At 71.9% G+C, this 25,432-nt stretch carries 24 protein-coding genes and 5 pseudogenes; 10 read left to right on the forward strand and 19 right to left on the reverse strand.

From position 1 onward, the window contains the following. Window positions 1-1,786, reverse strand: a pseudogene (locus ACIHEJ_RS29900) (hypothetical protein); the annotation flags it as partial. A 516-nt stretch (window positions 1,787-2,302) separates the two neighbouring features. Next, window positions 2,303-2,677 (reverse strand): trypco2 family protein, encoded by a 375-nt coding sequence (locus ACIHEJ_RS29905; protein ID WP_400140197.1) that lies wholly within the window; start codon window positions 2,675-2,677, stop codon window positions 2,303-2,305. Window positions 2,678-3,106: 429 nt separating this feature from the next. On the opposite strand from ACIHEJ_RS29905, the pseudogene ACIHEJ_RS29910 reads away from it, so the two are divergent. The 3 genes and pseudogenes from ACIHEJ_RS29910 to ACIHEJ_RS29920 all read left to right on the forward strand — a co-directional run. After that, window positions 3,107-3,373 (forward strand): annotated as a pseudogene (locus ACIHEJ_RS29910) (quercetin 2,3-dioxygenase); the annotation flags it as partial. 99 nt (window positions 3,374-3,472) lie between these two features. Then, window positions 3,473-3,838 (forward strand): annotated as a pseudogene (locus tag ACIHEJ_RS29915) (hypothetical protein); the annotation flags it as partial. Window positions 3,839-3,947: 109 nt separating this feature from the next. Further along, window positions 3,948-4,391: a MarR family winged helix-turn-helix transcriptional regulator gene (locus ACIHEJ_RS29920; protein ID WP_400140198.1), complete on the forward strand. Its 444-nt coding sequence runs from the start codon at window positions 3,948-3,950 to the stop codon at window positions 4,389-4,391. 71 nt (window positions 4,392-4,462) lie between these two features. Here the strand turns inward: ACIHEJ_RS29920 and ACIHEJ_RS29925 are convergent, their stop codons facing one another. Continuing rightward, window positions 4,463-5,344, reverse strand: a complete 882-nt coding sequence (locus ACIHEJ_RS29925) for a DMT family transporter (RefSeq protein ID WP_400140199.1) — start codon at window positions 5,342-5,344, stop codon at window positions 4,463-4,465. 197 nt (window positions 5,345-5,541) lie between these two features. On the opposite strand from ACIHEJ_RS29925, the gene ACIHEJ_RS29930 reads away from it, so the two are divergent. Continuing rightward, window positions 5,542-5,961 (forward strand): CBS domain-containing protein, encoded by a 420-nt coding sequence (locus ACIHEJ_RS29930; RefSeq protein ID WP_400140200.1) that lies wholly within the window; start codon window positions 5,542-5,544, stop codon window positions 5,959-5,961. A gap of 30 nt (window positions 5,962-5,991) precedes the next feature. Here the strand turns inward: ACIHEJ_RS29930 and ACIHEJ_RS29935 are convergent, their stop codons facing one another. From ACIHEJ_RS29935 to ACIHEJ_RS29985, 11 genes are all read right to left on the reverse strand, one after another. Further along, entirely contained in the window at window positions 5,992-7,740 is a 1,749-nt protein-coding gene (locus tag ACIHEJ_RS29935; protein WP_400140201.1) for a carbohydrate binding domain-containing protein, read from the reverse strand. 162 nt (window positions 7,741-7,902) lie between these two features. After that, window positions 7,903-8,544: a hypothetical protein gene (locus ACIHEJ_RS29940; protein ID WP_400140268.1), complete on the reverse strand. Its 642-nt coding sequence runs from the start codon at window positions 8,542-8,544 to the stop codon at window positions 7,903-7,905. Window positions 8,545-8,588: 44 nt separating this feature from the next. Further along, complete coding sequence (locus tag ACIHEJ_RS29945) at window positions 8,589-9,353, reverse strand: YqjF family protein (RefSeq protein ID WP_400140202.1); 765 nt, start codon at window positions 9,351-9,353, stop codon at window positions 8,589-8,591. 105 nt (window positions 9,354-9,458) lie between these two features. Continuing rightward, window positions 9,459-9,734 (reverse strand): DUF4190 domain-containing protein, encoded by a 276-nt coding sequence (locus ACIHEJ_RS29950; RefSeq protein WP_366013739.1) that lies wholly within the window; start codon window positions 9,732-9,734, stop codon window positions 9,459-9,461. Between the two features lie 2 nt (window positions 9,735-9,736). Beyond that, the gene (locus ACIHEJ_RS29955; protein ID WP_400140203.1) at window positions 9,737-9,952 is read right to left on the reverse strand and encodes a hypothetical protein; all 216 of its coding nucleotides are present in this window, start codon (window positions 9,950-9,952) and stop codon (window positions 9,737-9,739) included. Between the two features lie 107 nt (window positions 9,953-10,059). Further along, window positions 10,060-10,341, reverse strand: coding sequence for a hypothetical protein (locus tag ACIHEJ_RS29960; protein ID WP_400140204.1), 282 nt, complete (start codon window positions 10,339-10,341; stop codon window positions 10,060-10,062). A gap of 108 nt (window positions 10,342-10,449) precedes the next feature. Beyond that, entirely contained in the window at window positions 10,450-11,130 is a 681-nt protein-coding gene (locus tag ACIHEJ_RS29965) for a maleylpyruvate isomerase N-terminal domain-containing protein (protein ID WP_400140205.1), read from the reverse strand. Window positions 11,131-11,175: 45 nt separating this feature from the next. After that, on the reverse strand, window positions 11,176-11,991 hold the full coding sequence (locus ACIHEJ_RS29970; protein ID WP_400140269.1) for an ABC transporter permease: 816 nt from the start codon (window positions 11,989-11,991) through the stop codon (window positions 11,176-11,178). A 21-nt stretch (window positions 11,992-12,012) separates the two neighbouring features. Continuing rightward, window positions 12,013-12,906 carry an ABC transporter permease gene (locus tag ACIHEJ_RS29975; RefSeq protein WP_400140206.1) on the reverse strand — a complete coding sequence of 298 codons (894 nt, stop codon included), beginning with the start codon at window positions 12,904-12,906 and terminating at the stop codon, window positions 12,013-12,015. 3 nt (window positions 12,907-12,909) lie between these two features. After that, complete coding sequence (locus ACIHEJ_RS29980) at window positions 12,910-14,109, reverse strand: ABC transporter substrate-binding protein (RefSeq protein WP_400140207.1); 1,200 nt, start codon at window positions 14,107-14,109, stop codon at window positions 12,910-12,912. 36 nt (window positions 14,110-14,145) lie between these two features. Beyond that, entirely contained in the window at window positions 14,146-15,177 is a 1,032-nt protein-coding gene (locus tag ACIHEJ_RS29985; RefSeq protein WP_400140208.1) for an ABC transporter ATP-binding protein, read from the reverse strand. 109 nt (window positions 15,178-15,286) lie between these two features. Between ACIHEJ_RS29985 and ACIHEJ_RS29990 the strand changes: the two genes are divergently transcribed. The 3 genes from ACIHEJ_RS29990 to ACIHEJ_RS30000 all read left to right on the forward strand — a co-directional run bounded on the left by ACIHEJ_RS29990 (window position 15,287) and on the right by ACIHEJ_RS30000 (window position 17,908). Further along, window positions 15,287-16,027: a FadR/GntR family transcriptional regulator gene (locus ACIHEJ_RS29990; RefSeq protein ID WP_400140209.1), complete on the forward strand. Its 741-nt coding sequence runs from the start codon at window positions 15,287-15,289 to the stop codon at window positions 16,025-16,027. Between the two features lie 37 nt (window positions 16,028-16,064). Continuing rightward, window positions 16,065-16,826, forward strand: a complete 762-nt coding sequence (locus tag ACIHEJ_RS29995; protein WP_400140210.1) for a cache domain-containing protein — start codon at window positions 16,065-16,067, stop codon at window positions 16,824-16,826. 497 nt (window positions 16,827-17,323) lie between these two features. Then, window positions 17,324-17,908, forward strand: a complete 585-nt coding sequence (locus ACIHEJ_RS30000) for a TerD family protein (protein WP_400140211.1) — start codon at window positions 17,324-17,326, stop codon at window positions 17,906-17,908. A gap of 49 nt (window positions 17,909-17,957) precedes the next feature. On the opposite strand, the pseudogene ACIHEJ_RS30005 reads toward ACIHEJ_RS30000, so the two are convergent. Further along, window positions 17,958-18,048, reverse strand: a pseudogene (locus ACIHEJ_RS30005) (thioesterase family protein); the annotation flags it as partial. Between the two features lie 144 nt (window positions 18,049-18,192). Further along, window positions 18,193-18,843, reverse strand: coding sequence for an FMN-dependent NADH-azoreductase (locus ACIHEJ_RS30010; RefSeq protein WP_400140212.1), 651 nt, complete (start codon window positions 18,841-18,843; stop codon window positions 18,193-18,195). Between the two features lie 154 nt (window positions 18,844-18,997). Between ACIHEJ_RS30010 and ACIHEJ_RS30015 the strand changes: the two genes are divergently transcribed. Both ACIHEJ_RS30015 and ACIHEJ_RS30020 read left to right on the forward strand, forming a co-directional pair. After that, the gene (locus ACIHEJ_RS30015; protein WP_400140213.1) at window positions 18,998-19,390 is read left to right on the forward strand and encodes a winged helix-turn-helix transcriptional regulator; all 393 of its coding nucleotides are present in this window, start codon (window positions 18,998-19,000) and stop codon (window positions 19,388-19,390) included. Between the two features lie 189 nt (window positions 19,391-19,579). Next, window positions 19,580-20,326 (forward strand): annotated as a pseudogene (locus ACIHEJ_RS30020) (S41 family peptidase); the annotation flags it as partial. A 6-nt stretch (window positions 20,327-20,332) separates the two neighbouring features. Here the strand turns inward: ACIHEJ_RS30020 and ACIHEJ_RS30025 are convergent. Continuing rightward, complete coding sequence (locus ACIHEJ_RS30025; protein ID WP_400140214.1) at window positions 20,333-21,811, reverse strand: glutamate--cysteine ligase; 1,479 nt, start codon at window positions 21,809-21,811, stop codon at window positions 20,333-20,335. A 207-nt stretch (window positions 21,812-22,018) separates the two neighbouring features. Here ACIHEJ_RS30025 and ACIHEJ_RS30030 point away from each other — a divergent pair, with 207 nt between their 5' ends. After that, window positions 22,019-23,125, forward strand: a complete 1,107-nt coding sequence (locus ACIHEJ_RS30030; RefSeq protein WP_400140215.1) for a substrate-binding domain-containing protein — start codon at window positions 22,019-22,021, stop codon at window positions 23,123-23,125. 55 nt (window positions 23,126-23,180) lie between these two features. On the opposite strand, the gene ACIHEJ_RS30035 is transcribed toward ACIHEJ_RS30030, so the two are convergent. Both ACIHEJ_RS30035 and ACIHEJ_RS30040 read right to left on the reverse strand, forming a co-directional pair. After that, complete coding sequence (locus ACIHEJ_RS30035) at window positions 23,181-23,891, reverse strand: sulfite exporter TauE/SafE family protein (RefSeq protein WP_400140216.1); 711 nt, start codon at window positions 23,889-23,891, stop codon at window positions 23,181-23,183. Beyond that, window positions 23,888-25,360 carry an amidohydrolase family protein gene (locus ACIHEJ_RS30040; protein WP_400140217.1) on the reverse strand — a complete coding sequence of 491 codons (1,473 nt, stop codon included), beginning with the start codon at window positions 25,358-25,360 and terminating at the stop codon, window positions 23,888-23,890. The genes ACIHEJ_RS30035 and ACIHEJ_RS30040 overlap by 4 nt, the downstream gene beginning before the upstream one ends. Window positions 25,361-25,432: the final 72 nt, after the last annotated feature.

The following is a 25,432-nucleotide window of genomic DNA, read 5'->3' on the forward strand; positions in this document are numbered from 1 at the left end:
GCAGAATGCCGAGGTCGCGCATGCATTCGGTGTTGCCGGCCTCGATGGCCTTGCAAAACCACTCCTGTGCTGCGTCCAGGTCCGGCGGATCAAGCCGGTCGGCGAGCAGAATTCCGAGGTCGCGCATCGCGTCGGTGTTGCCGGCCTCGATGGCCTTGCGGTACCACTCCTGTGCTGCGTCCAGGTCCGGCGGATCAAGCCGGTCGGCGAACAGAAGACCGAGGCTGCGCATGGCTGAGGCGTTACCGAGGTAAGCGGCACGTTTGTACCAACGCTGGCCAGCCTCGAGATCTGGCGGCGACGTCTCGTTCACGTACAGCCAGCCGAGGTTGCGCATGGCATGTGCGTTCCCGGCGACGGCAGCAATTGTAAGAGCCTTGCGGGCGATGTCGGGCTTTCCGCGGTAGTAGGCGGAGGTGCCTATCAGGTTGGCGGTGGGCTCGTCGGCGTCGGCGAGGCTACGCGTCCAGAATGCGTCGGGGATCGGACGGCCGCCTCCGCCCTGCCCGTCGTCGTGCGCAACCAGGTAGGGGTAGGCGGTGTAGTGCCACGTGCTGTCGTCCAGTCTGTGGACGGCGAGCGCGGCGAGCTGTCCCGTCGTGCGCCCGTCGGAGTCTGTGGGCGGGGTCCGTGCCTGCTCGATGACGGAGGAAATTTCCGTGTTGCTGGGATTGAGGTACGCGGCGATGCTCAATAGGCGCTCTTTGGCAAGATCCCTGAGGAGGGCTTCCTCAATGGGCTGTTCGAGGGTGATGCGCTGCCAGTCAATCGCTGTCTGAAGCACGGCGCGTAGCAGCGGAGGAGCGTCCGTGTACTGGCGAAGCAGTGCCGGTGCGCCGGCCAGCTGCTCGGCAAGCCCGTACTTCGTGAGATCCAGGGCGGGGTAGATGGCGCGCGCGGCGGTCTGCTCGTCAAGGTCCGCGCTCGTGGGCTCCAGCGTGATGGTGGTAGGCGCAGCGTCATCGAGTAGCTGGCGAGTACCGGGAGCCAGATCGACGTGCTCGTTCAAGCGCGCTCGCTCTTCCTGGCGGAGCGTTGCGAGCACGATCGTGTCCCCTGGTCTGGAAGTCAGGGCCTCAAGCCGGGCTGGCGTCAATGCCTTGTCGCCGACGAGGTAGCGCTGAAGATCGTCGAGCCACACGACCAGTGGCCAGCTGCTGCCTATGATCCGGGGATGTGCTATCAGGTCCGCGAATCGAGCGGGGTCCGGCTTTGCGAGGCGGGTATGTGGCCACACTGCACGGAGGCCTTCGAACGCGGTGCGGGTCTTGCCTGCCTTCGATGGCCCGACCAAAATCACCATGCGGCCGGGAACGCCGAGGGCCTCGCGAACACGGTTGTCGACGTCATGAGCGGTGCGCGGTAGGTAAGGGTCCTTGTGACCGTGTCGGTGACGGTCTCCGTACTCTGTTGGATCAGCACCCAGTTGGTAGGGCGTTAGGTCAGCGACAATCGGCAGGTCGTTGTCTGCGCTGAGCTGGTCTACCAGGCCGGTCAATTCTTGTACCGCTCCGGCGGCCACTGGTAGCGCATCCACTCCGGGCAGGCCGAGTGCGCTCGCGATCTGGCGGGCGCGTCGAGCGGTTGAGCGGGCGATCCTGTCGATGGGGACCACGATGAGCGGGTTGTTGCCCAGGTGCGGACGGTGCTGGACGACGTGACCGAGCGCGTGCCCCTCGTGGAAGACGAGTGCCCCGGATAGTCCGCCCCACGGCGACCCTTCCACAATCTGCCGGGGAGGCCCTTGTGGCGCTGGTTGCATCTCCCCGAGCTTTTCGTCACGCACCACAAGATGGTTTGCTGCCGCTCCTGCTCCTTCGGTCTGGCGGATGAAGCCGTGGAACTCGGCCGCTACGACAAACCCATCCGGTTCTAGTGCGTACATCGGGTATCCCATTGCGACGCAGTCCACAAGCTCACCCGACTGGCTGCGATCGACACGTGCAAACGGTGGGGGTGTCCAGCTAACGCCCGCCCATGGCGGCTCACACAGGTTAAGAAGCGCTACGTCCAGACCCCAGGCTCCGTGTGCTTTCGCGTGGCTGCGGGATGCTACGTAGTCCGTGACAAGTGCAGCCTGCCATTCATTATCCACCCAGCGCCGCACCATTAGCGGCACCCGGAGCCTCGTGGTTGGATCCTCGGCAGTACAGTGCCAGGCTGTCAGTACTTTGGTCGCTGTGATGAGGAACCCAGACCCCCATCGGCGTCTGCCGTCAGGCAATTGGGCGATCACAGCAACGACCCGCTCTAAGGGCACCCGCTTGAAGGCCACATCTTCACCCCCGTTGCGTGCCGAGGCTTAGTTCTCATCCTCAGGGTCGGAATCCGCATCGGGTACACCCTGGTGAGCCGAACCCGCCTGAGAGGCGGTCGACGCTGGCACGACACCCGACACCAGCCAATCCGCTGAATACTCCCCCTCAGACGGATTCCACCATTGCGGAGACAACGTCAAATTGACCTTCTGTGTTCTCACCGAATCGATGGAAGCCCCAGCCTCCACTACCTTCCACCCAATCTTGCCGTTTACATCCTTCGTCACGACCAGTTGAAGCTCCAGGTTCACCGGACTGACCTGGAACCGCATCCATGAACCCTCCCCCTCCCCCTTGGCCTCGGTCAACTCCTCGCGGAGCGCCCTGATGGCTTCACCCAGTCCAATTTCGCTCACCACGCCGTTTGCACCCAATCTCAGCTCGAACGTTTCATCGACAGCGATGGTTGCCAGTACTCCGGCCCCTCACCCCAGTATCGACCAACAGAAGCTACCTGGGGAGTTTTTCCGACGATCGCCATGGCTCCCCGACTGGTGACGGCTCGAGCACCTTCGGTGCAGGTCGCAGCTTGGTTTCCAGCGACGTAGGCACGATCGCAGGAGCACGGGACGGCCGCAGGAGATCGGCGTCACGACGGCGCGTGCCACCGGCACACGAGGCGAGGCGCGACTGGGCCGAGGCTAGATCGAACTCCTAAAGCGGTGCCCATCCGCCTGCAGCTGTCTGCGCAGACCCGTCGCCGTGGCTCTGCTTCCCCCAGGCGCCCCCCGATAGTAGGCGGTACATGGAAAGCTGCAGGTCGTAGAGGGTGGACTGGGCCCGCTGTAAAGCTGCTGATCCCGGGCGACTTCGGCTTCGTCCCGAAGAACTGCGTCCACGCCTACCGCATGGAGCGCCACCACTCGCAGGTCGTCGGAGTCGCGGCCGGACCGGGCGGCACCTTCGAGCGGTTCTTCGAGAACCTGGGCACACCGGTCGAGGAACTCGGCCTGCCCGCACAGCCGTTCGTGCCCGCACCGGAGAAGTTCGCGACCGTGCCGCAGGAGTACGACGTCCGCTTCCTGCCCGGCCACCAGTGGCGCACCGGGAGCTGACCGCCGTGCCCAGCGTCGAGACGCTGCTCGCGGGCGTGCCGGTCGGCGTCCTGTACGCGGTCCTGCGGGTCAACGACCGGCCGGCAGGGCGCGACCGCGACCGTGCGTGGATGTGCCGTCTGGTACGCACCCACCGATCTCACCCGCCTCGCCGAGGACCTGCCGCCGGGCCGTTTCGACCCGTACGACCCGGCCTCGGTCGAGGCGCTCCTCCTCGGCGCCGCGCCCGCCGAGGCACCGGTCCCGGCCCGGGGCGCCAGCCCCGCCCTGCGGATGACGCCGGACGCACCGCCTTTCCTCGTCCTGCACGGCACCCGGGACGCCGTCGTGCCCTGTGCACAGGTCGAACGGCCGGCCAGGGCCCTGCCCGCGGCGGGCGTCGCGGTGGAACACGTGCCGGTGCCGGCGGCAACCGTCTGTGGGTCGGGCTCACGGACGACGAGGTCGAGCGGTGGTTCGCCCTGACGGCCGCGTTCGTCGCCCGCCGCTGCGCCTGAGACGGGTGCGGCGGCCGCATCCGCCGCAGGGCGGCACCCGGAGGATAATCCGCGGGTACCCGACCCTCCGAGGAGCCATGAGTCATCGCGCCGCCGACCTGCCCCAGCTTCTGTCCGAGGCCCGCCGCTGGGTCGAGGACGCCCTGTTCGCCAGCATGGAGGCCGCGGGCGAGCAGCCGGTGACCACGGCGCAGGCCTCCGTCTTCGCACTGCTCGACGCCGAGGGCACCACCGTCTCCGAACTGGCCCGAAGGAGGGGCGTCACCCGGCAGACGGCTCATCAGGCGGTGCACGGACTGATCGGCATGGGGCTGCTGGAGCAGGCTGCCGGCCCCGAGTCCGCGCGCCGCCGCCTGATCCGGACGACCGCCGAGGGACAGCGGGTGCACGAGCGGGCGCGCGCCACGAGCGGGGTGATCGAGTCGGTGCTGGCGGACCGTCTCGGTCCGGCGCCGGTGCGTGCCCTGTGGGCGGCGCTGACGGCCGACCGGGGTGAGCCGCCGCTGGTCGCCGCCCCCTGACCCGTGCCCTGTCGCCGGGTCGCCGCCCCCTGACCCGTGCCCTGTCGCCGGGTCGCCGACCCTGAACCGTCTCACGTCGCCAGGTCGCGCTGCTCGGCCCGGACCGGCAGCACGACGATGCGCTGGACGGCCCGGCTGAGGACCAGCACACCGACGACGATCAGCAGGGCACCGCACGCCTCCGGTACCAGCCACCAGCCGGTGCGGATCCGCTCGTCGAACAGGGTGATGCCGAGGGTCAGGCTCACCACCGCGTCGCCGATGGTCAGCGCGGGCTGCGCGGCGGCCAGGGGACCGGCCTGGAGCGCGTTCTCCAGCAGGATCACCGCGGCCGTGCCGGCCAGTGCGAAGCCGTACGTCTGCCAGGACCGCAGGAACGCGGTGAAGCCGTGGTCGGCGAAGGTGCCCGTCGCCGACTTCAGCAGGGCGGCGGTGAGGGCGTTGCCGATCGCGGAGGCGGCCGCCAGCAGTGCGGCGCGCCGGGCCGGCGGGCGTCCCCGGCCGGCCAGCACAACGGCCCCGGCCATCGCGCCGACGCACAGGCACAGGGCCGGGATCCAGCGCACGAGCGGGGCCTGGTCGACCGCGCCGTGCGGGGCCGCCGCGACCAGCAGGACGGCGAGGCCCACGACGCATCCGCCGACACCCCACCAGCCCGAGTGCGGCAGCCGCCGGTGCATCAGAGGGGCGGCGACGAGCAGCGCGAAGGGCAGCTCCAGGATGAACAGCGGCTGGACCAGGGAGAGCGGGCCGTTGACCAGTGCCAGGCTCTGGAACAGCGCGGCACAGATCACCCCGGCCATGCCGATCAGCCAGAACGGCTGCCGGGCCAGCTCCACGACCAGCCGGATCCCGCGCCGCTGCGAGGTCGACGCGACCTTGCGCTGGAAGGCGGTACCCACGGCGTTGCTCGCCGCTCCCGCGACGGCGAACACCGCGGCCAGTTCGATCACGACCGTCTCCTGCCTGCGGGGAGACCTCCCGGAGGAGCTCCGGGACTTCTCAGCCTACGGAAGGTGGGACGGGAGTGCCGGATGTGGCCGGGGGGCGGGATCACGGCTCGGACACTGATCGCGCCGACGGGGAGGAAGCGGCCGTTTCCGGGGTACCTGCCCGACGAGGCGGTCGACGCAGGGGCGAGGAGGAGCGCATGGCGCAGGCGGTCCGCGAGATCATGACCTGCAACCCGGTGGCGGTGGAACCTCAGACCCCGGTCTGCGAGGTGGCCGCCCGGATGCGTGACGAGGACATCGGCGCGGTCCTGGTCTGCGCGGGCCACCGGCTGCGGGGGCTGGTCACCGACCGGGACCTGACCGTGCGGATCCTGGCCGAGGGCGGGGACGTCGCCCGGCGCACGGTGGCGGAGGCGTGCAGCGGCGAGCTGGTCACCGTGGCACCGGACGACGACGTGGACCGGGCCGTGCAGCTGATGCGGGGCAAGGCGCTGCGCCGGCTGCCGGTCGTCGAGGACGGGCGCGTGGTCGGGATCATCGCCCTGGGGGACGTGGCGGTGGAGTACGACCCCGAGTCCACGCTGGGGCTGATCAGCGCGGCCGGCCCCAGCCGGTGACCTGCGGGCGGGGCCGGCCGCGGGGACGGATCAGGAGAGGGCCAGGTCGTCCGCGACGACGGCACCCTGCCCGTACCAGCCGTGGACGTACACCGTGACCGTGCCGGAGGAGCCGGTGGTGAACGGCACCGTCAGCTTCGTCCACGACGAGGAGGACGCCCAGGTGCTGGCGGTCGCGCCGCCGCTGACCCCGAGGTAGGCGTACGGGCCCTGCACCCAGCCGCTCAGCGTGTAGGAGGCGTTGGGCTTCAGGGTGAGGGTCTGCGCGCACTGGCCGGTCTGCGAGGCGGACGGCGCGGTCTTCAGCGCGTGGGAGCCGCCGTGCACGGGCGAGGAGACCACCGCGGCCCCGCTGTCGCAGGTCCAGGGAGTGAGCGAGCCGCTCTCGAAGTCGCCGTTGCCGAGGACGGCCGTGCCGCCGGCTCCCTTGACCGTCAGGGTGAGCGTGGAGCTGTGCCGGGTCGAGCCCGCGGTGCCGGTGACGGTCAGGGTGTAGGTGCCGGGTGCGGTGGAGGCGCCGGTCTTCACGGTGAGCGTGGAGGTGCCGCCCGCGGTGACCGACGACGGGCTCAGGGAGGCGGTCGCCCCGCTCGGCGCGCCGCTCACCGTGAGGCCGACGGTCTGCGCGCCGCCCGAGGTCACCGCCGTCCTCACGGTCGCTGCCGCGGTGCCGCCCGGGTCGACCGAGGCGGTGGCGGGGGAGAGGGTGAGGGAGAAGTCATTGGCCGGCGGGGTCGTCGTACCGCCGGTGAAGGGCGCGAAGGTGTGCGTGAAGTACCAGGTGTCCTGGGCGATGCCGGAGCAGGTGTCGGAGGCGCCGGAGCCGGGGCAGCCGCCGTTGTCCCGCTGCAGGGCCCAGAAGGAGAGTGTGTTGATGCCCTTGGCGACCGCCCAGTCGTACACGGTGCTCGCGTCGGCGGTGGTGAAGGTCTCCGCGGGGCCGTAGTCGTCCACGCCGGGCATCTCGGTGACGCCGACCATGTTCCACAGCTGGGTGTCCGACAGGTTCGGGTGGAGACCGGCGAGTTGGTCGTGCAGTCCGCTCGCGGCGGTCTCGGTGTCGGTGGCCATGTGGTGGGTGGCGCCGTCGTAGTAGTCGAACGTCATCAGGTTGACGACGTCCACCTTGGCGCCCGCGTTCTTGGCGCTGCGCAGCACGGCGAGCCCGCTGTCGGCGAGGCCGGTCGTGGTGGTGGGCAGGGTGTAGGAGAACTGCACGGCGCGACCGTTGGCGGCGGCCCAGTCCTGCACCTTCTTGATGGCCTGGTTGCGGCGGTCGATACCGGCGGTGTTCGTGAGCGAGTTGTCCTCGACGTCCATGTCCAGCCGCGAGACGTCGTAGGTGGTGATGATCTTCTCGTAGGCGGCGGCGACGGAGTCCACGTCCGTGCAGCTGTCGGCGATCTCGGTGCCGCCGTTGTCGGCGGCGTATCCGCCGAGCGAGGGGATGACGTCGCCGCCGCGGGAGCGGATGGTGGCGAAGTCGCCGCCGAAGACGGAGCTGTCCACGGGCTTCGTGCCGTCCCCGTTCCAGTACGGGGTGCAGGAGCCCTTCTTGTCGGCCTGGAGGAAGGCCATGGTGAGGTATGTGGCGCCGGAGGACTGGGCGAGGGCGGCGGGGCTGTCGCCGTTGTAGGACTCGAAGTAGGGCGCGAAGACGTGCGCGGGCAGCGGGGTGGCCGCGTGCGCGGTGCCCCCGGTCCCGAGGGCGAGCCCGGCGGACGCAGCCAGGGTGGCCACGCCGGACAGCAGCGCGCGTACGGATCTCGGACGGGTCATCGGGTACTCCCGGAAAGCGGACGACAGGCGATCGAGCGGGGTGTCGCACGGTGCAGCCCGGCCGGGGCTATTGGTCTAGGCCATGATTGGTCTGGACCATAAGCCGGTCAAGGTGCGGGAGTGGCCCTTTGCGTGTTCATGGGGAACAACGCATGGCGTCCGCTAAGGGATTGACGGACGGTCAGGAAGGCTCACCGTCGTCGTGACGCGTACGAGGCACGGCCTGCGGGGCGTCGAGCCGAAACCGAACCGTACCGGCGGTTCCACCTCGGTCAGCAGGCCGAGGTCGCGGCCCTCGTGCACGGCGGTCGCCGCCGTGATCCGATGCAGGTCGCGCGCGGCGTACCACTCGCGCCGGCCGCCCCCGGCCGTGCCCCGGGTCCGCACGCCCAGCAGCACCCGGGCGACCGGATCCGCCAGCGCGGTCCAGAAGGTCCGGGCGGCCAGCGCACCGGGCACCGCCCGCAGCAGGAGCCCCAGCGGGCCGCGCCGGCCGACGGTGAGGCTCAGACCGAGCACCGGGGCCGCGTCGACGGTCCAGCGGTTCCCGCCGACATGGACCCGTACGGGGACGACCCGCACCTCGTCGAAGGCATAGGTGCCCGCGACGAACTCGGCCGTGCGCCGGGTGGGCGCCAGCAGCAGACGGTGCCCGTCGGCCCGCTCGAGCATCACGTCGCTGAACGGCCCGAACGGCGAGCGGGGCCAGTGGCCGAGCACCAGACGGGTCCCGGACGTCGTCCCGACCCCGGCGATCCACCCGTCGAACCGCAACCGGGTGGAACCCTGCGCGGCCGACGGCATGACGGCCGCACCGGACGCCGTCGCGAGGGCCACGGCCAGCGGTTTCACTCCGTGCCGCCCGCTCCCCGGTGCGACGCCGACGGAGCGTCCCCGCCACCCCGACCGCGAGGCGGGCGTACGGGGTGGGAGAGACCGAGGCGTACCTTGCGCACCCCGTCCGAGAAGTGCGCCAGCGGCTCCCTGACGGGCGGGGGCAGCCCCACCGCCCGGGTGAGGGTCTCCGACAGGGCCTCGATGCCGGCCTCGCGCAGCGGCCAGGGCTCGTGTTCGACGGTCGTCTCCCAGAGAGCGCCGAACCGACGCGTGAAGGCCCGCCACCGTGAGGTCAGCCACACGTCGCGGCGGGAGGGCCGCACCGGCTCACCGGGGCGGACGACCACCCGGTACGACGGGTCACCGCCCCACCGGGAACCGGCGTAGGCGAGGGCGCCGGACCGCCGGGCCAGCCCCAGACGGCCCATGTGGTACGGCACGCCGACCGCGCGGGCGGCGAGCATGACGGGACAGGCCACCTCGGCGGAGAGGAACCACAGCCCGTCCTGCCCCTCCCGGTCGCGCACGTAGGTCCGCAGATTGGTCTCGGCGAAGGCGGGCAGCGCGGCCGGGAACCCCGGCGGACGCACGCCGGCCATGACGAACGGCGTGAGACTCACCCACGCCGACCCGTCGAACGTGTCCACGACCAGCCCCTCCGGCAGCAGGCGCTGCACCTGGTCCGGAGGGTAGGCCCAGTGCACGAAGGCCTGGGTCAGCCAGCCGGCACGCAGCGCGGGGACGTGCACGCGCCGCTCCGGTCCGTAGGAGACCACGGGCACCGACTCCCCCGGCGGACCGGGCCGAAACCCGGGGCCGGCCGCTGCGGCTGCGCACACGGGACGCCCCCGGTCACCCGGCGGACCCGCGCGGTCACCGTGCTAGCCGCCCCAGACGGACCAGGAAGCCCCCGAGTGGGAGGCGGCGAGGAGCGCGAGCACCACCAGGTCGGCGATGCCCAGCCCGAGCCCGAGCAGGGCCCGGAACCGGCGTGGCGTGTCGCGGCGCAGCGCGATGACGGCCAGCGCGATGGCGATGGGGCCGAGGACGAGGTTGAGGACGAGCAGCCCGACCAGTCCGAGGACGAAGGAGGCGACGGCCATGCCTTCGGTGTCCCGGCGGCCGGTGCGGGCCGAGGGCGGAGCGGTCAGCCGCATGGTCAGGCCCTCCTCGTCCGGTTGCGGCGCCGCCGCCGCTCGCGCCCCGCGAAGACGAGGAGCCAGACGGCGATGAGCGCGCCCAGCAGCAGCGTGACGGGCCAGGGGAGATAGGAGGCCGCTCCCACGACGATGCCGAGCAGGAGCAGGGCTACGACCAGGAAGAGCACGACTGCCTCCCCGGGGGCGCGACTGCGGTGATGGACGGCGGCTGCCACGGCGTTCGTTTCTTCGGCGGCCGGTGCGGCCGTTGCGTCAACGCGTTCATGACATCGCGGGTTACCCGTGAGTCGCCGTCTCACGCAGCCGCCGCCGACTTTCGGCCTCAGGTGGCGCGCGTCCCTCCGCCACGGCGGATACGGCCCAGCAGATCCCGGTGGTAGGCGGCGAGTTGGCCGGTGGGCACCGGGGCGGGGCTGCCGGCGAGGGTGTACCAGACGTCGCTGCCCGAGTACTGGATCGCGACACGCACGCTGTGGCCGTCGGACCGGAGGATGGTCGCGACGGTGAGATCGCCGGTGATGACGCCGACCTCGTCGGTCATCGCTCCGCCGGGCCCGGCGGTGACCCGGTCGACGTAACTGTTGATGCTGGGAGGGTTGTTCATGGGGCGCAGGTTTCCATCAAGCGGACCGGCACGCCCCGCACCGCGCAGGTGTCGCCGCGGTGTGTGCCCGGTTGGGCGTGCGGCGCCAGGACCCGGCGGCAGCGGACCTCAGCCGAACAGCGGGAAGCGGTCCGCCGCCGCACCCAGGGCGGCACGCTCCGCGTCGCCGAGCGCGGCCCGTCCGGTGCCCACGCGCGCGTAGTGCGTGTCGCTCCACCCCGGGAGCCCGGGTCGGCCGAGCAGACCGTCCAGGGTGGCACGCACCGCGGCCAGCCCCGCGGGCGCCGGTCCCGGTGCGTCCGGGAGCCGGACGGTCAGGTCGAGGTGGTGGACGGTCGCCTCCACGGCGAGGGTGGTGAGCAGGTCCCCGGCCGTCAGCACGTGCCCCTGCGTGGCGACGGGTCGGTCGGGGTCAGCCGCCTCCGCCGCCCGCACGGTGGCCGCCAGCGTCTCCAGGTACAGGCCCCGCAGCTGACGGAAGTCGAGGAACATGCTCGCGCCGATCCGCGTCCGGTGCCGGCCGTTCGCCGCACCGGCGGAGTCGGGGCGCCAGTCCCGCCAGTACGTCACCGCGTCCCGGTCCACGGGCGCACGCGCCGGCGTGTGCAGGGCCACCAGTGCGCGCTGGGCGTCCCCCAGGCAGTGGAAGACGAGGTCGCGGACCGCCCAGCCGGTGCAGCCGGTCGGCAGCCACGACTCCTCCTCGCCCAGTCCCGCGACGGCCGCCGAGGCCGCCTCGTACGCCGCGCGCACCGCCCGCTCCGGACCGGTGGCATCCTCCGTGTTCATGCGTCCCCCGTGCTCCAGCGCTCCCGTTCGTCGCCCCACAGGGTGTCACACCCGGCTCGAGGTCGCCGTGTCGGCGGACAGGCGCTGGGCGACGTAGATCGGGACCACCGACAGCAGGACGAGCACGGCGGCCACGACGTTGACCACCGGCGCCTGCTGGGGGCGGGTCATGTTGTCGAAGATCCAGATGGGGAGGGTCTCGATACCCGGCCCCGCGGTGAACGTGGTGACCACGATCTCGTCGAAGGACAGCGCGAAGGCGAGCAGCGCCCCGGCCAGCAGCGCGGAGCGGACCAACGGGAAGATGACGTCCGCGAAGGCGCGGAAGGTGGTCGCCCCGAGATCCATGGCCGCCTCCTCGTACGAGGCCGCCGTGCGGCGCAGCCGGGCCACCACGTTGTTGAAGACCACCACGATGCAGAACGTGGCATGCCCGACGATCACCGTGAACAGCCCGAGGCCCACGCCGAGCGGCTCCAGGACCGTGCTGAAGGCCGAGTTGAGGGCGATGCCGGTGACGATGCCGGGCAGCGCGATCGGCAGCACCACGACGAACGACACCGTGCCGCGGCCGAAGAAGCGGTGCCGGGCCACGGCGAACGCGATGAGCGTGCCGAGGACCAGCGCGATCGCCGTCGCCCCCAGCCCCGCCTTCACCGAGACCCACAGCGCCTGCCGCGCACCGGAGTTGTGCACGGCCGCCGACCACCAGCGCAGGGTGAGTCCCGGCGGCGGCCAGCTCGCGCTGCGGTCCGGACTGAAGGAGTTGACGAGGACGAGCAGGAGCGGGACGTAGATCACCGCGAAACCGAGCCCGGCGCCGGTGCGCAGGGCGATCCGCGCGGTGCGGCTGAGATGCATGGCGCTCATTTCCTCCGGGTCCTACAGGCTGTTGAGGGCGCCCGTACGGCGGACCGCCAGCAGGTACAGGACGATCACGGCCACGGGGACGGTGCCGAGCGCGGCGGCCATCGGCAGGTTCAGTTCGATGTTGGAGTACACGAGGTTGCCGATCAGCTGCGTCTTGCCGCCGACGATCTGCACGGTGATGTAGTCACCCAGGCTGAGCGAGAAGGTGAACACCGAGCCGGCGGCGACCGAGGGCAGCACCATCGGCAGGACCACCGAGCGGAAGGTCCGCCCGGCCCGCGCCCCGAGATCGGCCGAGGCGTCGAGCAGGCTCGCCGGGAGCTGTTCGAGGGCCGTGTGGATCGGCAGGATCATGTACGGCAGCCACAGGTACGTCAGCGTCAGGACGGTGGCCGGCAGGCCGAACCCGGGGCCGTGCAGCCCGAACGGCGCGAGCATCCAGTCGGCGAGCCCGCCCTGGGACAGGATGAGCCGCCACGCGTACACCTTGACGAGGTAACTCGCCCACAGCGGGGTGAGGATCGCCACGACCAGCAGGGGCCGCCGGCGCGGGGCCGCCACTCGCGCGGTGTAGAAGGCGACGGGGAAGGCGATCACCGCGCACAGCGCGGTCACCGCGAGCGCCACGCCGATGCTGCGCAGGATCACCTGGCGGAAGACCGGGGTCGTGAACAGCTCGTGGAAGTTGTCGGTCGACCAGACCTTCACCACCTGGGAGGTGAAGGAGTCCGTCGTCCAGAACGCGGAGACGAACAGCACCGCCAGCGAGCCGAGGTAGAGCACGGCGAGCCACAGCAGCGGGGCGGTGAGCAGCAGGGTCAGCCGCAGCCGGGGCCTGCGGTGCAGGATTCCGGCGAGCCGCCGGACGGTTCCCCGGCCGGCGGCGGTCGTCACGTCGGTCGTCACGGTTCAGCCCTTGATCTCGGTCCAGGCCTGCACCCACTTCGCGTACGGCACGCACTTCACGTCCTTGCGGCCGTCGAGGCACTGCTCGATGGGCGTGTTCCAGAAGGCGATCCGCTTCCAGTAGTTCTCGTCGGCCGCGTGGTAGACCGTGCAGAAGTTCTTGTCGCTGGTCTCGGCGCACGCCCTGGCGTTGGCCGGTGCCTCGCCGAAGTACTCCGCGACCTGGGCGTTGACCTTGGGCGAGACGATCCAGTTCAGCCACTTGTAGGCGCAGTTGGGGTGCTTGGCCTTGGCGGAGACCATCCAGGTGTCGGACCAGCCGGTCGAACCCTCCTTGGGGACCAGCGCCCTGACCTTGGCCCCCTCGGAGGCGGCGAGGTTGGCGATGACCTGCCAGGTGGTGCCGACCACGGAGTCGCCGCTCTTGAAGGCGGAGACCTCCTTGAGGTAGTCGCTCCAGTACTCGCCCACGTTCGTGTTCTGCCGCTTCAGCAGGGACACGGCCGCGTCGAACTGCTTCTGGTCGAGCGCGTACGGGTCCTTGATCTTCAGTTCCGGCTTGGTGGCCTTGAGGTAGAGGGCCGCGTCGGCGATGTAGATCGGGGAGTCGTAGGCGGTGACATGGCCCTTGTGGGCCGCCGCGTCGTCGAAGACCGCCGACCAGGAGGTGGGCGCGGGCGAGACCTTCTCGGTGTTGTACATCAGCAGGTTGGCGCCCCGGCCGTGCGGGATGCCGTACATCCGGCCCCGCACCGAGTTCCAGGCGCCGTTCTTCAACCCGGCGAAGACGTCCTTGTAGTTGGGCACCAGCGCCGTGTTGACCGGGGCGGCGTCGCCGGAGGCGATCAGGCGCAGGGAGGCGTCGCCGGATGCGGAGACGGCGTCGTACTCGCCGGTCTTCATCAGCTTGACCATCTCGTCCGAGCTGGCGGCGACCTTGGAGTGGACCTGGCACCCGGTCTGCCGCTCGAAGCCGCTGACCCAGTCGGCCTTGGGGTCGTTGGAGCCGTCCTCGACATAGCCCGCCCAGGCGACCAGGTCGACCTGGCCCTCCGTCTTCCCGAGCTTCGTCGGGGCCTTGAGGTCGGGCGGGTTGAGGCCGGTGGCGGACGAGCCGCCGGAGCCGGAGGAGGAGCCGCAGGCGGCGGCGAGCAGCAGGGCCGCGGCACAGGACGTGGCGCGCAGGGTACGGGTGAGACGCACGACGTTCTCCAGAGACGTGAGAGGTGGGGGGAGAGGTCAGGAGGGCAGCCGGACCGCGTGCCGGCGGTGCCACTGGAGGCGGACCCGGGTGCCGCGGTAGGCGGCGACGTCCTCGGAGGACGTCTCCAGGTTCTGCTGCAGCGCGGTGAGCCGGCCCCCGCCGTCGAGATCGACCAGGAACCGGGTGGCGCCGCCGAGGTAGACCACCTCGGCGACCGTGCCGGTGGCGGTGGCGTGTCCCGGCTCGTCCGCCTCGGCGGACTCCTTCAGGACGCGGATCTTCTCCGGCCGTATGTTGTACGTGCCCGGCGTGCCGACGATCCGGTGGGCCGTCTCTCCGTCCAGCAGGTTGGAGGTGCCGACAAAGGAGGCGACGAACGGGGTCGCCGGGCGCTCGTAGATCTCGGCGGGCGTGCCGACCTGGGCGATGCGGCCCTGGTCGAAGACGGCGATGCGGTCGCTCATCGTCAGGGCCTCCTCCTGGTCGTGGGTGACGAAGACGAAGGTGATGCCGACCTCCCGCTGGATCGCCTTGAGTTCGACCTGCATCTGCTCGCGCAGTTTCAGGTCGAGGGCGCCGAGCGGTTCGTCGAGCAGCAGCACCCGGGGCCGGCCGACGAGCGCCCGGGCGAGCGCGACCCGCTGGCGCTGACCGCCGGACAGCTGGGCCGGACGGCGTTGGCCGTAGCCCTCCAGCCGGACCTCGGCGAGGGCCTTGCGGGCGCGGACGAGGCGTTCGGCCCTCTGCACCTTGCGGATCTTCAGTCCGTAGGCGACGTTCTGCTCGACCGTCATGTGCGGGAACAGGGCGTAGTCCTGGAAGACCGTGTGCACGTCCCGCTCGAACGGAGCGAGGCCGGTGACTTCCTGCCCGGCGAGCTCGATCCGGCCCGCGTCGGGGGTCTCGAACCCGGCGACGAGCCGGAGGACCGTCGTCTTCCCCGAGCCGGACGGGCCGAGCATCGAGAAGAACTCCCCGTCCCGGATCTCCAGGTCGACCCCGGCCACAGCGGTCGTCTCGCCGAACGACTTCCGCAGGTCCTGCAGCCGGATCGCAATTCCCTCCATACGGGAACCTTTCTGGCGCGCTGTACGTTGCCGTAAACATATGAAGTCATAGTTCAAAGCTCAAGGTCCCCTTAGGGTAAAGCTTGAGTCAACGCACGAGGTGGTGACCGTGGGACAACAACAGACCGAGGGCGGCGCCCGCAGGGCCGTCTTCAGCCCGGTGGACAACCGGGCCCGGGTGGACACGGTCGTCCGCCGCATAGGCGACGCCATCGAACTGGGTCTCTTCGCCGACGGCGAGCAACTCCCGGGCGAGACCGAGCTGGCCGGACAGCTCGGCGTCTCCACGGTCACCCTGCGCGAGGCGCTCATGGCCCTGCGGCAACAGGGACTGGTCACCACCCGCCGGGGCCGCGGCGGCGGCAGCTTCGTCTCCCTGCCGGAAGTCCCCGCCGACGACCGGCTCAGGGCCCGGCTGCGCGGCTGGAGCACCGAGGAACTGCGCGACCTGGGCGACCACTGGGCCGCCCTGTCCGGAGCCGCCGCACGCCTCGCCGCCCAGCGCACCGAACCGCAGGACCTGCGTCAACTCCGGCGAACGGCTCAGGAGCTGGCGTGCGCCGAGGACGCGCCGGCACGCAGCCGGCTGTACGGCCGCTTCCACGTGGAACTCGCGGCGGCCGCCCAGTCCGCCCGGCTCACCCGCGAACAGGTCGCGCTGCAGAGCGAGGTGGGCGCTCTGCTCTGTCTCGTCCTGGCCGACGACGCATTCCGTGAAGAAGTTGCGGACCGTCACCGCTCCGTAATCTCCGCCGTGCAAGATGGGGCCCACGAAACGGCCGGCACGCTGGCCGAGCGGTGCGTCAGGGAGTCGACGGCGCGGCTCGTCGCCGTACGCCTCACCCTCTGACCGCGCCGCGTCCGGTTCCCGTCCGCTGGAGGACACCATGGGCGTCAGCCCCGGGCTCGCCACCCTCGACACGGAAGCGGAGAGCTGGGTGGCCGCCCAGGTGGGGGGCGCGCTGGAGGCCGTCTTCGAGGCCGTGGCCGCGACCCGCGCCGACACCTCCGCCCTGTTGCACCGGGTGGCCGCCGAGGAGCGCGGGCCCGCCAGCGCCGACCTCGCCGCCCTCCGCCCGGGACTGCATCTGCGCCTGGCCCGCGAGGAACTGGTCTCCGGCGTCGGCTTCGTCGCCGCCCCGGGCCTGCTGGCCGACGTACCGGCCTGGCTGGAGTGGTGGCAGTCGGGCGCCGACGGCGACGTACGTCCGCTGCTCCTCGACCTCGATCCGGGCCACTCGGCGTACTCCGACTACACCCACTGGGACTGGTTCGCGCTGCCCCGCGACACCGGGCGCCGGGCCGTCGCCGGGCCGTACGTCGACTACCTCTGCTCCGACGAGTACAGCCTCACCCTGTCCGAACCCGTCCACCTCCAGGGCCGGTTCGCCGGGGTCGCCGCCGCCGACGTGTACCTGCGGCACTTCGAGACGGCCGTCCTGCCGCTGCTGCGCCGCCTCGCCCGCCCCGCCCATCTGGTCAACGCCCGCGGCCGGGTCGCCGCCTCCGCCGACCCCGCCCATCTGGCCGGATCCCTGACCAGGGGCCCGGACTTCGGCGAACTGCTCACCGCGGCGCGGCCCGGCACGTACGACGGACTGCGCCTGGTGCCGTGCCGGGGCATCCCCCTCGTCCTCGTGCTGGCCTGAGGCCCGAGCCACGGTCGTCCGTGGACCGGCCCGGCGCGGCTCGCGGGACGCCCGGTCGCGGCCGAGGTCCCGGTAGCGCATCCGGGCCGGCTCGTGCACCTGGCCCACCGTGCCCCACTCGTCGCCGCCGAGCCGGGACAGCGGGCGCAGCAGGCCGATGTCCGGGCCGTCGGCCGTCAGGACGTCCTCGTGGACGGCGGCGCGCACCACCCGGCCGAACACCACCGTCGACGGCTTCCGTTCGATGTCGACCGCGTCGAACTCGCCCTCGCCGCACGGGAAGTCGGTCGCCATCGCGTCGATCTGCGAAAAGCGGGGTCCGGGCGCGAAGTTCACCACGAACTCGCCCGTCTCCTCGGCGAGCACGCCAAGCGGTGGCGCCGCCCCGGTGTGGACGACAGCTCGGGCCCCGGCATCCCGACCCGTCGAGAGGGGCGCCGGAAGCCCCCGGCACACTCTCTGTGTCGCAGTCCCTTCACCAGGAGGATGAACCACACATGATCACGCTCACCAAGGAAGACGGCCCGGCCGATCTGGACGGAGTGACGCACCTGTCGATCGGGGTGTCCTGGGACCCCACCGGGGGCGCCAGTGGCGGAGTCATGGGCGTGCTCCGCCGCAAGGCCGGCACCGACCTGGACCTCATCGCCGTCGCCATGCAGGGTTCGGACCCGGTGCGCCTGGCCGGCCTGGATTCTCTCGACCCCATGGGCAACGGCTCCCTCGTGCACAGCGGGGACAACCAGACCGGCCGCGGGGACGGCGACGACGAGACGGTGACGGTCGAATTCGCGCGCATCCCGCGCCACATCACCTCGATCGTGTTCGTCGCTGCCGCCTTCAAGAGGGGCAGCTCCTTCCAGAAGGCACGCAACATCAGTTTCAAGGTGTACGACGCCACCGGCGGAAGTTCCCAGCAGGTCGCCGACATCTGGCCCAGCCTGCTCACCCAGGACAACGGCTGCGCGGTGGCCAAGGCCATGCGGGTGGGCGAGAGCTGGAAGCTCGAAGTGATCAACGTGACGGGGAAGATCAAGCAGGGTGACGAGCACGCCCTGATGCGTTTCGCCATCAGCAAGTAGTGCTCCGGCATCGGTTCAGCGGGAGTGCCCAGCAAAGAGGCCACCTCGGTCGGCAGCCGGGCGCGGGCCCGCACCACCGGGCGGTCAGCGATGCGGACGACCGCCTCCGGCGGTTCGACGGTGCGGCCGGGGCGAACCGATGCCGCTGCGGACGACCGCCTCCGGCGGTTCGACGGTGCGGCCGGGGCGAACCGATGCCGAATGTCGCAGGGTCCCCGGTGAGGCGGGCCTCGACGGCGGCCCGGGCGCCGCGCTCCTGGCACCGCCCGGGCCGCGTGGGCCGGTCAGGCCGCGAAGCGCTCGGCGAGCTGCTTGGCCTGCACCGCGGCCTCCTCGAGGGCGCGGTCGCGGGAGGCCTCGTACAGCGGGACCAGCTCGGCCATCGCCGGGTTGTGCGGGGCCATGGTCAGCTCCGGGACGATGAAGTCGACGTCCAGGCCGAGGGCGTCGCCGAGGACGGCCGCGAGGTAGTTCTGCACGTACTCGTACCCCTCGCGCGGGGTGCCCGGCGCGTACGAGCCGCCCCGGCTGGCGACCACCGTCACCGGGGTGCCCTTGGCGGAGGGAGTCTCACCCGCGGTGCGGCCGATGAGGATGACGTTGTCCAGCCACGCCTTCAGGGTCGAGGGGATCGAGAAGTTGTACATCGGCGCGCCGATCAGCACCGCGTCGGCCTGCTCCAGCTCCTCGATCAGCCGGACGCGCTCGGCGAAGGCCGCGGCCTGCGCGGGCGAGTGGGACGCCGGGTCGGCGAAGCCGGCGGTGTGCGCGTCGGCGGAGATGTGGGGGACCGGCTCGGCCGTCAGGTCGCGGTAGACGACCGTGCCGTCGGGGTGCTGCTCCTGCCAGTGCGCGCGGAAGGCCGCCGTCACGGCCCGTGAGGCCGACGCCTCGGACGGGAACACGGACGAGTCGATGTGCAGCAGGGTGGCCATGATGACTCCAGACAGGACAGAAGCGGGCAAAAAGGGAAAACGAAACGTGCGGCCGGTGGCGAAGCGCCTAGGGCTGAACTTTCGTACTCGACTATCTGTAACACAGGGACTTACTTTTTTTCATCCCCCTACGGCGAGGTAGTACCCTGATCACATGGCGGCGGACGTGACTCATGACAGCGAGGCGTGCAAGCGGGTGGACGACGGCATCACCCGCGTCTTCCAGCTGCTCGGAAAGCGCTGGAGCGGCCCGATCGTGGCCGTCCTGGTGGAACAGGCCGCGCACTTCGCCGACCTGCGGCGGGCCGTCCCCGGCATCAGCGAGCGCATGCTGTCCGACCGGCTCGCGGAACTCGGCGCGGCCGGGCTCGTCCTCCGCGAGGTCGACGAGGGCCCGCCCCTGCGCGTGTCGTACCGGCTGACGGACGCGGGCGCCGCCCTGGAACCGGCGTTGCGGGAACTGGCCGAGTGGGCGAAGGCCCACCTGCCGGACGCGCCCGCGTGCCCCGGCGCGGAGTCCGAACGGCCGGCTGCGGCGCCGAGGTAGGACACGCGACCGTGGAGATCACGGTGCGGTGGGTCCGGACCATCCGGACCGAGAAATCGCCCGGTGGCCCCGAAGCCGCCCGGCGGAACGCCGTGCCCACCGGATTCCCGCTGCCACAGGTGCCGTGGGACGGTGCGCACGTCGTGTGGGCGCGCGAACGGAAGGGCTGACCCGAGGAGAGCCGGCCCGGAACTGGACGCCAGGGCCAAGAGGTTCGTCGTGGCCCGCGACCTCCGGGACGCGCCGTACCGCCGGGACTTCGCCGCGGGCCGGATCACCTACGCCGACCCGTGGGGCGACCTCGGCTACCTGCGGATCTCCGGGTTCGGCGGATACGCCGGCGACAACGCGCCGTTCACCGCCGAACAGGCCGAACTCGACCGGGCGTTGAACACCGTGCTCACCCGGGGCCGGACCCGCCGGCTCAAGGGCCTCGTCATCGACCTGCGCGTGAACGGCGGAGGCTCCGACGCGCTCGGCATCCGGATCGCCGAGCGGCTCACCGACACGCCGTACACCGCGTACGCGAAGCGGTTCCGCGACGACCCGGCCGATCCCACCCGGCACAGCCGCCCCGGACCCGTCCCCGTCGTCCCGGCCGACGCGCCCCGCTGCACCGGTCCGGTCGCCGTCCTCACCGGCGGTTCGACGGTCAGCGCGGGCGAGACCTTCACCCAGGCACTGCTGGACCGGCCCGGGCGGACCGTGCGGATCGGGCAGCCCACCCAGGGCGTCTTCTCGGACGTGCTGGTGCGAGCCCTGCCCGACGGCCTGCTCTTCGGCCTGCCGAATGAGGAGTTCCTGACCCGCACCGGCCGCACCTTCGACGGCACGGGCATCCCGCCGCAGCTGACCGAACCGGTCTTCACCGAGGAGGAGTTCGCCGAGAACCGCGACTCGGCCTTCGACCGCGCGCTGCGCCTCCTCGGGCGCTGAACCGGCTCAGTCCACCGGCCAGGTGTGGGCCGGCGCGTTGAGATGCATGTAGTCGATGTACAGCTGCGTCATCCGCCGCAGCGCCTCATGGCGTCCGGCGTGTGTGGAGGCGTCGACGTGGTGGAACATCTCCTTCTGCCACACGGCGCCGTTCCGCGCGGTCACACAGCGCTGTTCGATGATGCCGAGCAGCGGCTCCCGCCAGGCCGCGTCCATGCCGGAGCGCTCCAGACCCTGGTGCGCCATCGGCAGCAGCCGCCGCAGGACCAGTTCCGGAACCGGCAGCTCGCCCATCCCGGGCCAGTACAGCAGCGCGTCGATGCCGTGCCGCGCGGCGCTGTGCAGGTTCTCCTCGGCCGCCGAGAAGGACATCCGTGACCACACCGGCCGGTCCTCCTCCACCAGGGCCCGGGTGAGCCCGTAGTAGAAGGCGCCGTTGGCGAGGGTGTCGGCGACGGTCGGGCCGGCGGGCAGCACCCGGTTCTCCACCCGGATGTGCGGCACGTCGTGGGCGACGGCGTACACCGGGCGGTTCCAGCGGTAGATCGTGCCGTTGTGCAGGGTCAGTTCGCCCAGTACCGGGATGTCACCGCGGTCCAGCGTCTCCACCGGATCCTCCTCGTCGACCAGCGGCAGGAGGGCCGGGAAGTAGCGCAGGTTCTCCTCGAACAGATCGAAGACGCTGTTGATCCACCGTTCGCCGAACCACACCCGGGGCCGTACCCCCTGCACCTTGATCTCCTCCGGGCGGGTGTCGGTGGCCTGTTCGAACAACGGGACGCGCGTCTCGTGCCACAGCTCCTTGTCGAACAGGAACGGCGCGTTCGCCGCCAGCGCGACCTGAACCCCCGAGATCGCCTGCGCCGCGTTCCAGTAGCCGGCGAACTCCTCCGGTGACACCTGCAGATGGAACTGCGTACTGGTGCACGCGGCCTCCGGGGTGATGGTGTCGGCATACGTCCGCAGCCGGTCGGCGCCGTCGATCTCGATGCGCAGGTCCTCGCCGCGGGCCGCGAAGATCTGGTCGTTCAGCAGGTGATAGCGGGGGTTCTCCGACAGGGCCCCCTCCTCGATGTCGCTCTGCCGCAGCGTCGGCAGGATTCCCACCATGATCAGCCGGGCGCCGACCGAGCGGGCCCGCTCGTCGGCGTGGTTCAGCGCGGCCCGGATCTCGGACTCCCAGGCGTCCGGACCGCCCGCCGTCAGCCGCCGGGGCGGGACGTTGATCTCCAGGTTGAACCGGCCCAGCTCGGTCGACCAGGCGGGGTCGGAGATCGCCTCCAGCACATCGCTGTTCCGCATCGCCGGCTCGGCGTTGTCGTCCACCAGGTTCAGCTCGATCTCCAGGCCGACCTGCGGCCGCTCGGACTCGAACCGTGAGTCCCGCAGCATCTGGGCCAACGCGTCGAGGCATTCGTGCATCTTGATCCGGTACCGGCGGCGGTCCTCGCGGGTGAAGACGAGCGCCGGGACGTCACGTCCCATCGGCCCTCCAAGGCTCCCCTCGGCGGACACCTCTCCACCCAGCGTCCCACCATGACCGGGCCCGCACCACGCGGATGCCCGCCCGTCACGGCAGGCAGGGGCGGCCGCCGCCCGAAGAACGTCGAGCAGCGGGGCCGTGGTCGCGCGGGACCGCCGCCCCCCGGAGGGGTGGTGACTGCCGGCCACCGGGGTTGCGAAGATGGGCCCATGAGCATGTCCCCCGGCGCCCGCCGCCCCACGATCGCCGACGTCGCCGCGGCGGCGTCGGTGTCGCGGACGACGGTGTCCCATGCCCTCAACGGCATCGGCAAGGTCGATCCGCGCACCCGGGAACGCATCAAGAAGATCGCCGCCGAACTGGGGTACCGCCCCAACCTGCGAGCCCAGCGGCTGCGCCGGGGACAGGCCAGGGCCATCGCGCTGGCATCCTCGATGCCGTTCGCAGTGGCCGGCGGCCCCTCGCGGCTCGGCTTCTACATGGAGGTGGCCGCCGCCGCGGCCGAGCGCGCCCTCGTCCACGACTACGCCCTGGTGCTCATCCCTCCCGTGCAGTCCGGGTCCGCGCTGTACTCCGTCGACATCGACGGCGCGATCGTCGTGGAGCCCGAGGCGGACGACGCGGCCGTGGCCCAGCTGCGGGAGCGCGGGCTGCCGTACGTCGCGCTGGGCCGTCCCACCGCGCCCGACGACGACGCCCCCTACGTCGACCTGCACGGCGGCCGGGTCGTGGACCTGCTCCTGGAGCATCTGCGCGCCCAGGGGGCGCGGCGGCCGGCGCTGGTCGTCGGTGCGGGCACCCGCCACTCCTCGGTCGACGCCCGCACGGCCTACGAACGGGCCGCGACCGCACACGGCTGGACCCCGATCGTCGCCACCGCACCGGAGGACGGCGGTGAACGGGCGGGGTACGACCGCTGCGCCGCGCTGCTCGCGGAGCACCCGGGCATCGACGCGCTGTGCGTGCTCGTCGACGTCTTCGCCGTCGGAGCCGTACGGGCGCTGCGCGAGGCGGGACGCCGGGTCCCCGAGGACGTCATGGTCGTCACCCGGTACGACGGCCTGCGCGCCCGCACCTGCGAACCGCCGCTCACCGCCGTCGACCTGCGGTTGGACCGGGCCGCCGCGGACGCGGTCGAGCTGTTGCTCGCCCGACTGGGCGCACGGCCGGGCGCCGGTGCCGTGGGGCCGACGGGCAACGGGGACGAGATGCCTGCCGCGGAGCCCCGACTCGTCGTCCGCGCCTCGTCGTTGCGCCATTCGACGACGACGACGGCGGCGGCGGCGGGCGCGGAGCGGGGGTCGGCCGGCGGCTGATGCGGCGGCGCCGTTGCGCTTGCTACCCCGGGTCTCCGCCCCCCGGCCCCGGCCCTCAGGCCCCGGCCAGCAGAACCACCCCCGACACCAGCGCGAAGACGAGGACGAACGCGCGCATCCTCTTGGCGTCGACGCGCCGGTGCACCAGGCGGCTCAGCCAGGCCCCGGCCGCCAGCGCGGGAAGCAGCAGGACCGCCCAGCCCATGTCCGCGGCGCGGCCCCGCCCGGTGGCGAACAGCAGGGCCAGGGAGGCGACTTCGCCCACGAGGAAGCAGACGGCGACCGTGGCACGCAGCTCGCCCGGCGGCCGGTGCTGGTAGACGAGCGCCAGGGGCGGGCCGCCCACGCCGGTCGCGGTCTCGGTGAGCCCGGTGACGACGCCCGCGCCCACATAGGCACCGCGTCCGGGCACGAAGGACGGCACCAGGAGGCTCACCACGGCCGCCAGCACCGTCGCCGCCCCCACGACCGCCCCGAGATCGCCTTCGGGGATCAGCCACAGCAGTGCCAGTCCCGCCGGAGTCGCCGCCAGCCGCGCCACCGTGATCCATCGAGCGCCGCGCAGATCCAGGCTGCGCCGCTCCCGCCAGGCCACGTACAGGTTGAGCGGGATCATCGCGGTCAGCACGAACACGGGCAGCAGTCCCGGATCGAGCAGCCCGGCGACCGGTGCCACGATCAGCGCGAACCCCAGACCGCTGGTGCCCTGCACGAACGCCGCCGCCGCGACGGTCACCGCCAGCACCGCCAGCATGCCGCCGCTCATCGCCGTCCGCCGCCCGTCGGTCCGCCCGCGGCGGTGTCCGCGTACGGCGCCGGAGACCGCGCCGGAACCGCCGCCCTGGCCCGGTCCCGAGCCGTCACCGACGTCGGATGCGTCCGCGTCACCTGCGCGCGTCCGACCACGCTCCGGCCCAGCTCGGCGGCGCGGCGGACCAGAGCCGGTCCGTCCCAGTCCGGGGGCCAGCCCTGCCACAACCGCAGCCGCCCGGCGACGAACACGGCGGTGAGCTGGTCGCGGTTGCCCCGCCGGACCAGTTCCCAGGGGAGGTCCCAGGAGGGCTGCATCTCGGGTCCGGTGAGGTCGACCAGGAGGAAGTCGGCGGCGGTGCCCACCGAGACACGGCCCGTGAGCCGGCCGAGCCCGACGGCGTCGGCTCCGCCCGCGGTGGCCCGCTCCAGCCAGGTCCAGCCCGCCCCGCACGAGGAGTCGCCGCTCGCCAGGCCGTAGCCGAGCCGCTGCGCGAACTCCGCCGCATCCGCGAGCCGGAAGCCGTCCCCCCGGGTCCCGTCGGTACCCAGCCCGAACCGGACGCCCCGCTCGGCGAAGGCCGTGGCCGGCGCGACCGCGTTGCCCTTCCAGGCACTGGCCACCGGGTTGTAGCTCACCGCGGTGCCGCTGTCGGCGAGCAGCGTCACCTCGGCAGGGGTGAGCAGGGTCGCGTGCGCGGCCAGCAACTGCGGGCCGAGGGCGCCCACGCGAAGCAGATGTTCCAGGGGCCGCAGCCCGTGCCGGACGAGGGAGCGCTCGACGGCGACGAGGTGTTCGTTGACGTGGATCTGTACGACGCTGCCCGCATCGGCGGCGAGCCGTGCCGTGGCGGCCAGGGTGGACGCGGTCGCGGCCTCCGGCACGGACACGGCGAGCGAGGGATGCACCAGGTCGTCCCCGGCGTAGCGGGCCAGATGCTTCTCGGCGGCGGCGAGCACGGTCTGCGGATCGGCGTCCTCGCCGGTGCCGTCGGCGGCGTCGTTGCAGACGAGCCCCAGCACGCAGCGGAGCCCGGCGTCCCGGGTGGCCGAGGCCACCACGTCCACGTCCACCGTGGCCCGGGTCCCCGCCTCGGCGACGGTGGTGAAGCCGCCCCGCAGGGACTCCAGCGCGGCCAGCTTGGCCGCGACGTACGCCGATTCCTCGTCCAGCGCCCGCTCCAGCGGCACCCAGACGCGGCGGAAGATCTCCGACGGCTCCCCGAAGGCGAGGGCACCGCCGAAGCTCTGCGTCAGATGGTGGTGGCAGTCGACGAAGCCGGGCATCAGCGCGTGTCCGGGCAGCCGCACGGGCGTCGGCCCGGGGTGGTCGCGGAGGATCCGCTCGACCGGGCCGACGTCGCGGAAGACGCCGTCCCGCACCACCACCGCGTGCAGGTCCGACGGACCCTCGGGGGTCAGCGTCACGTCGGGGACCAGCAGCAGCGTGTCGTGGCGGAGCCGGTCGGGGGTCAGGTCGGTCATGGTTCTCCGTTGTTCGGTTCTGCGCGGGCCTTCGGTTCTGCGCGGGCCTTCGGTTCTGCGCGGGCGTTCGGT

The organism is Streptomyces sp. NPDC052301, assembly GCF_044593395.1.
Classification (GTDB): domain Bacteria; phylum Actinomycetota; class Actinomycetes; order Streptomycetales; family Streptomycetaceae; genus Streptomyces.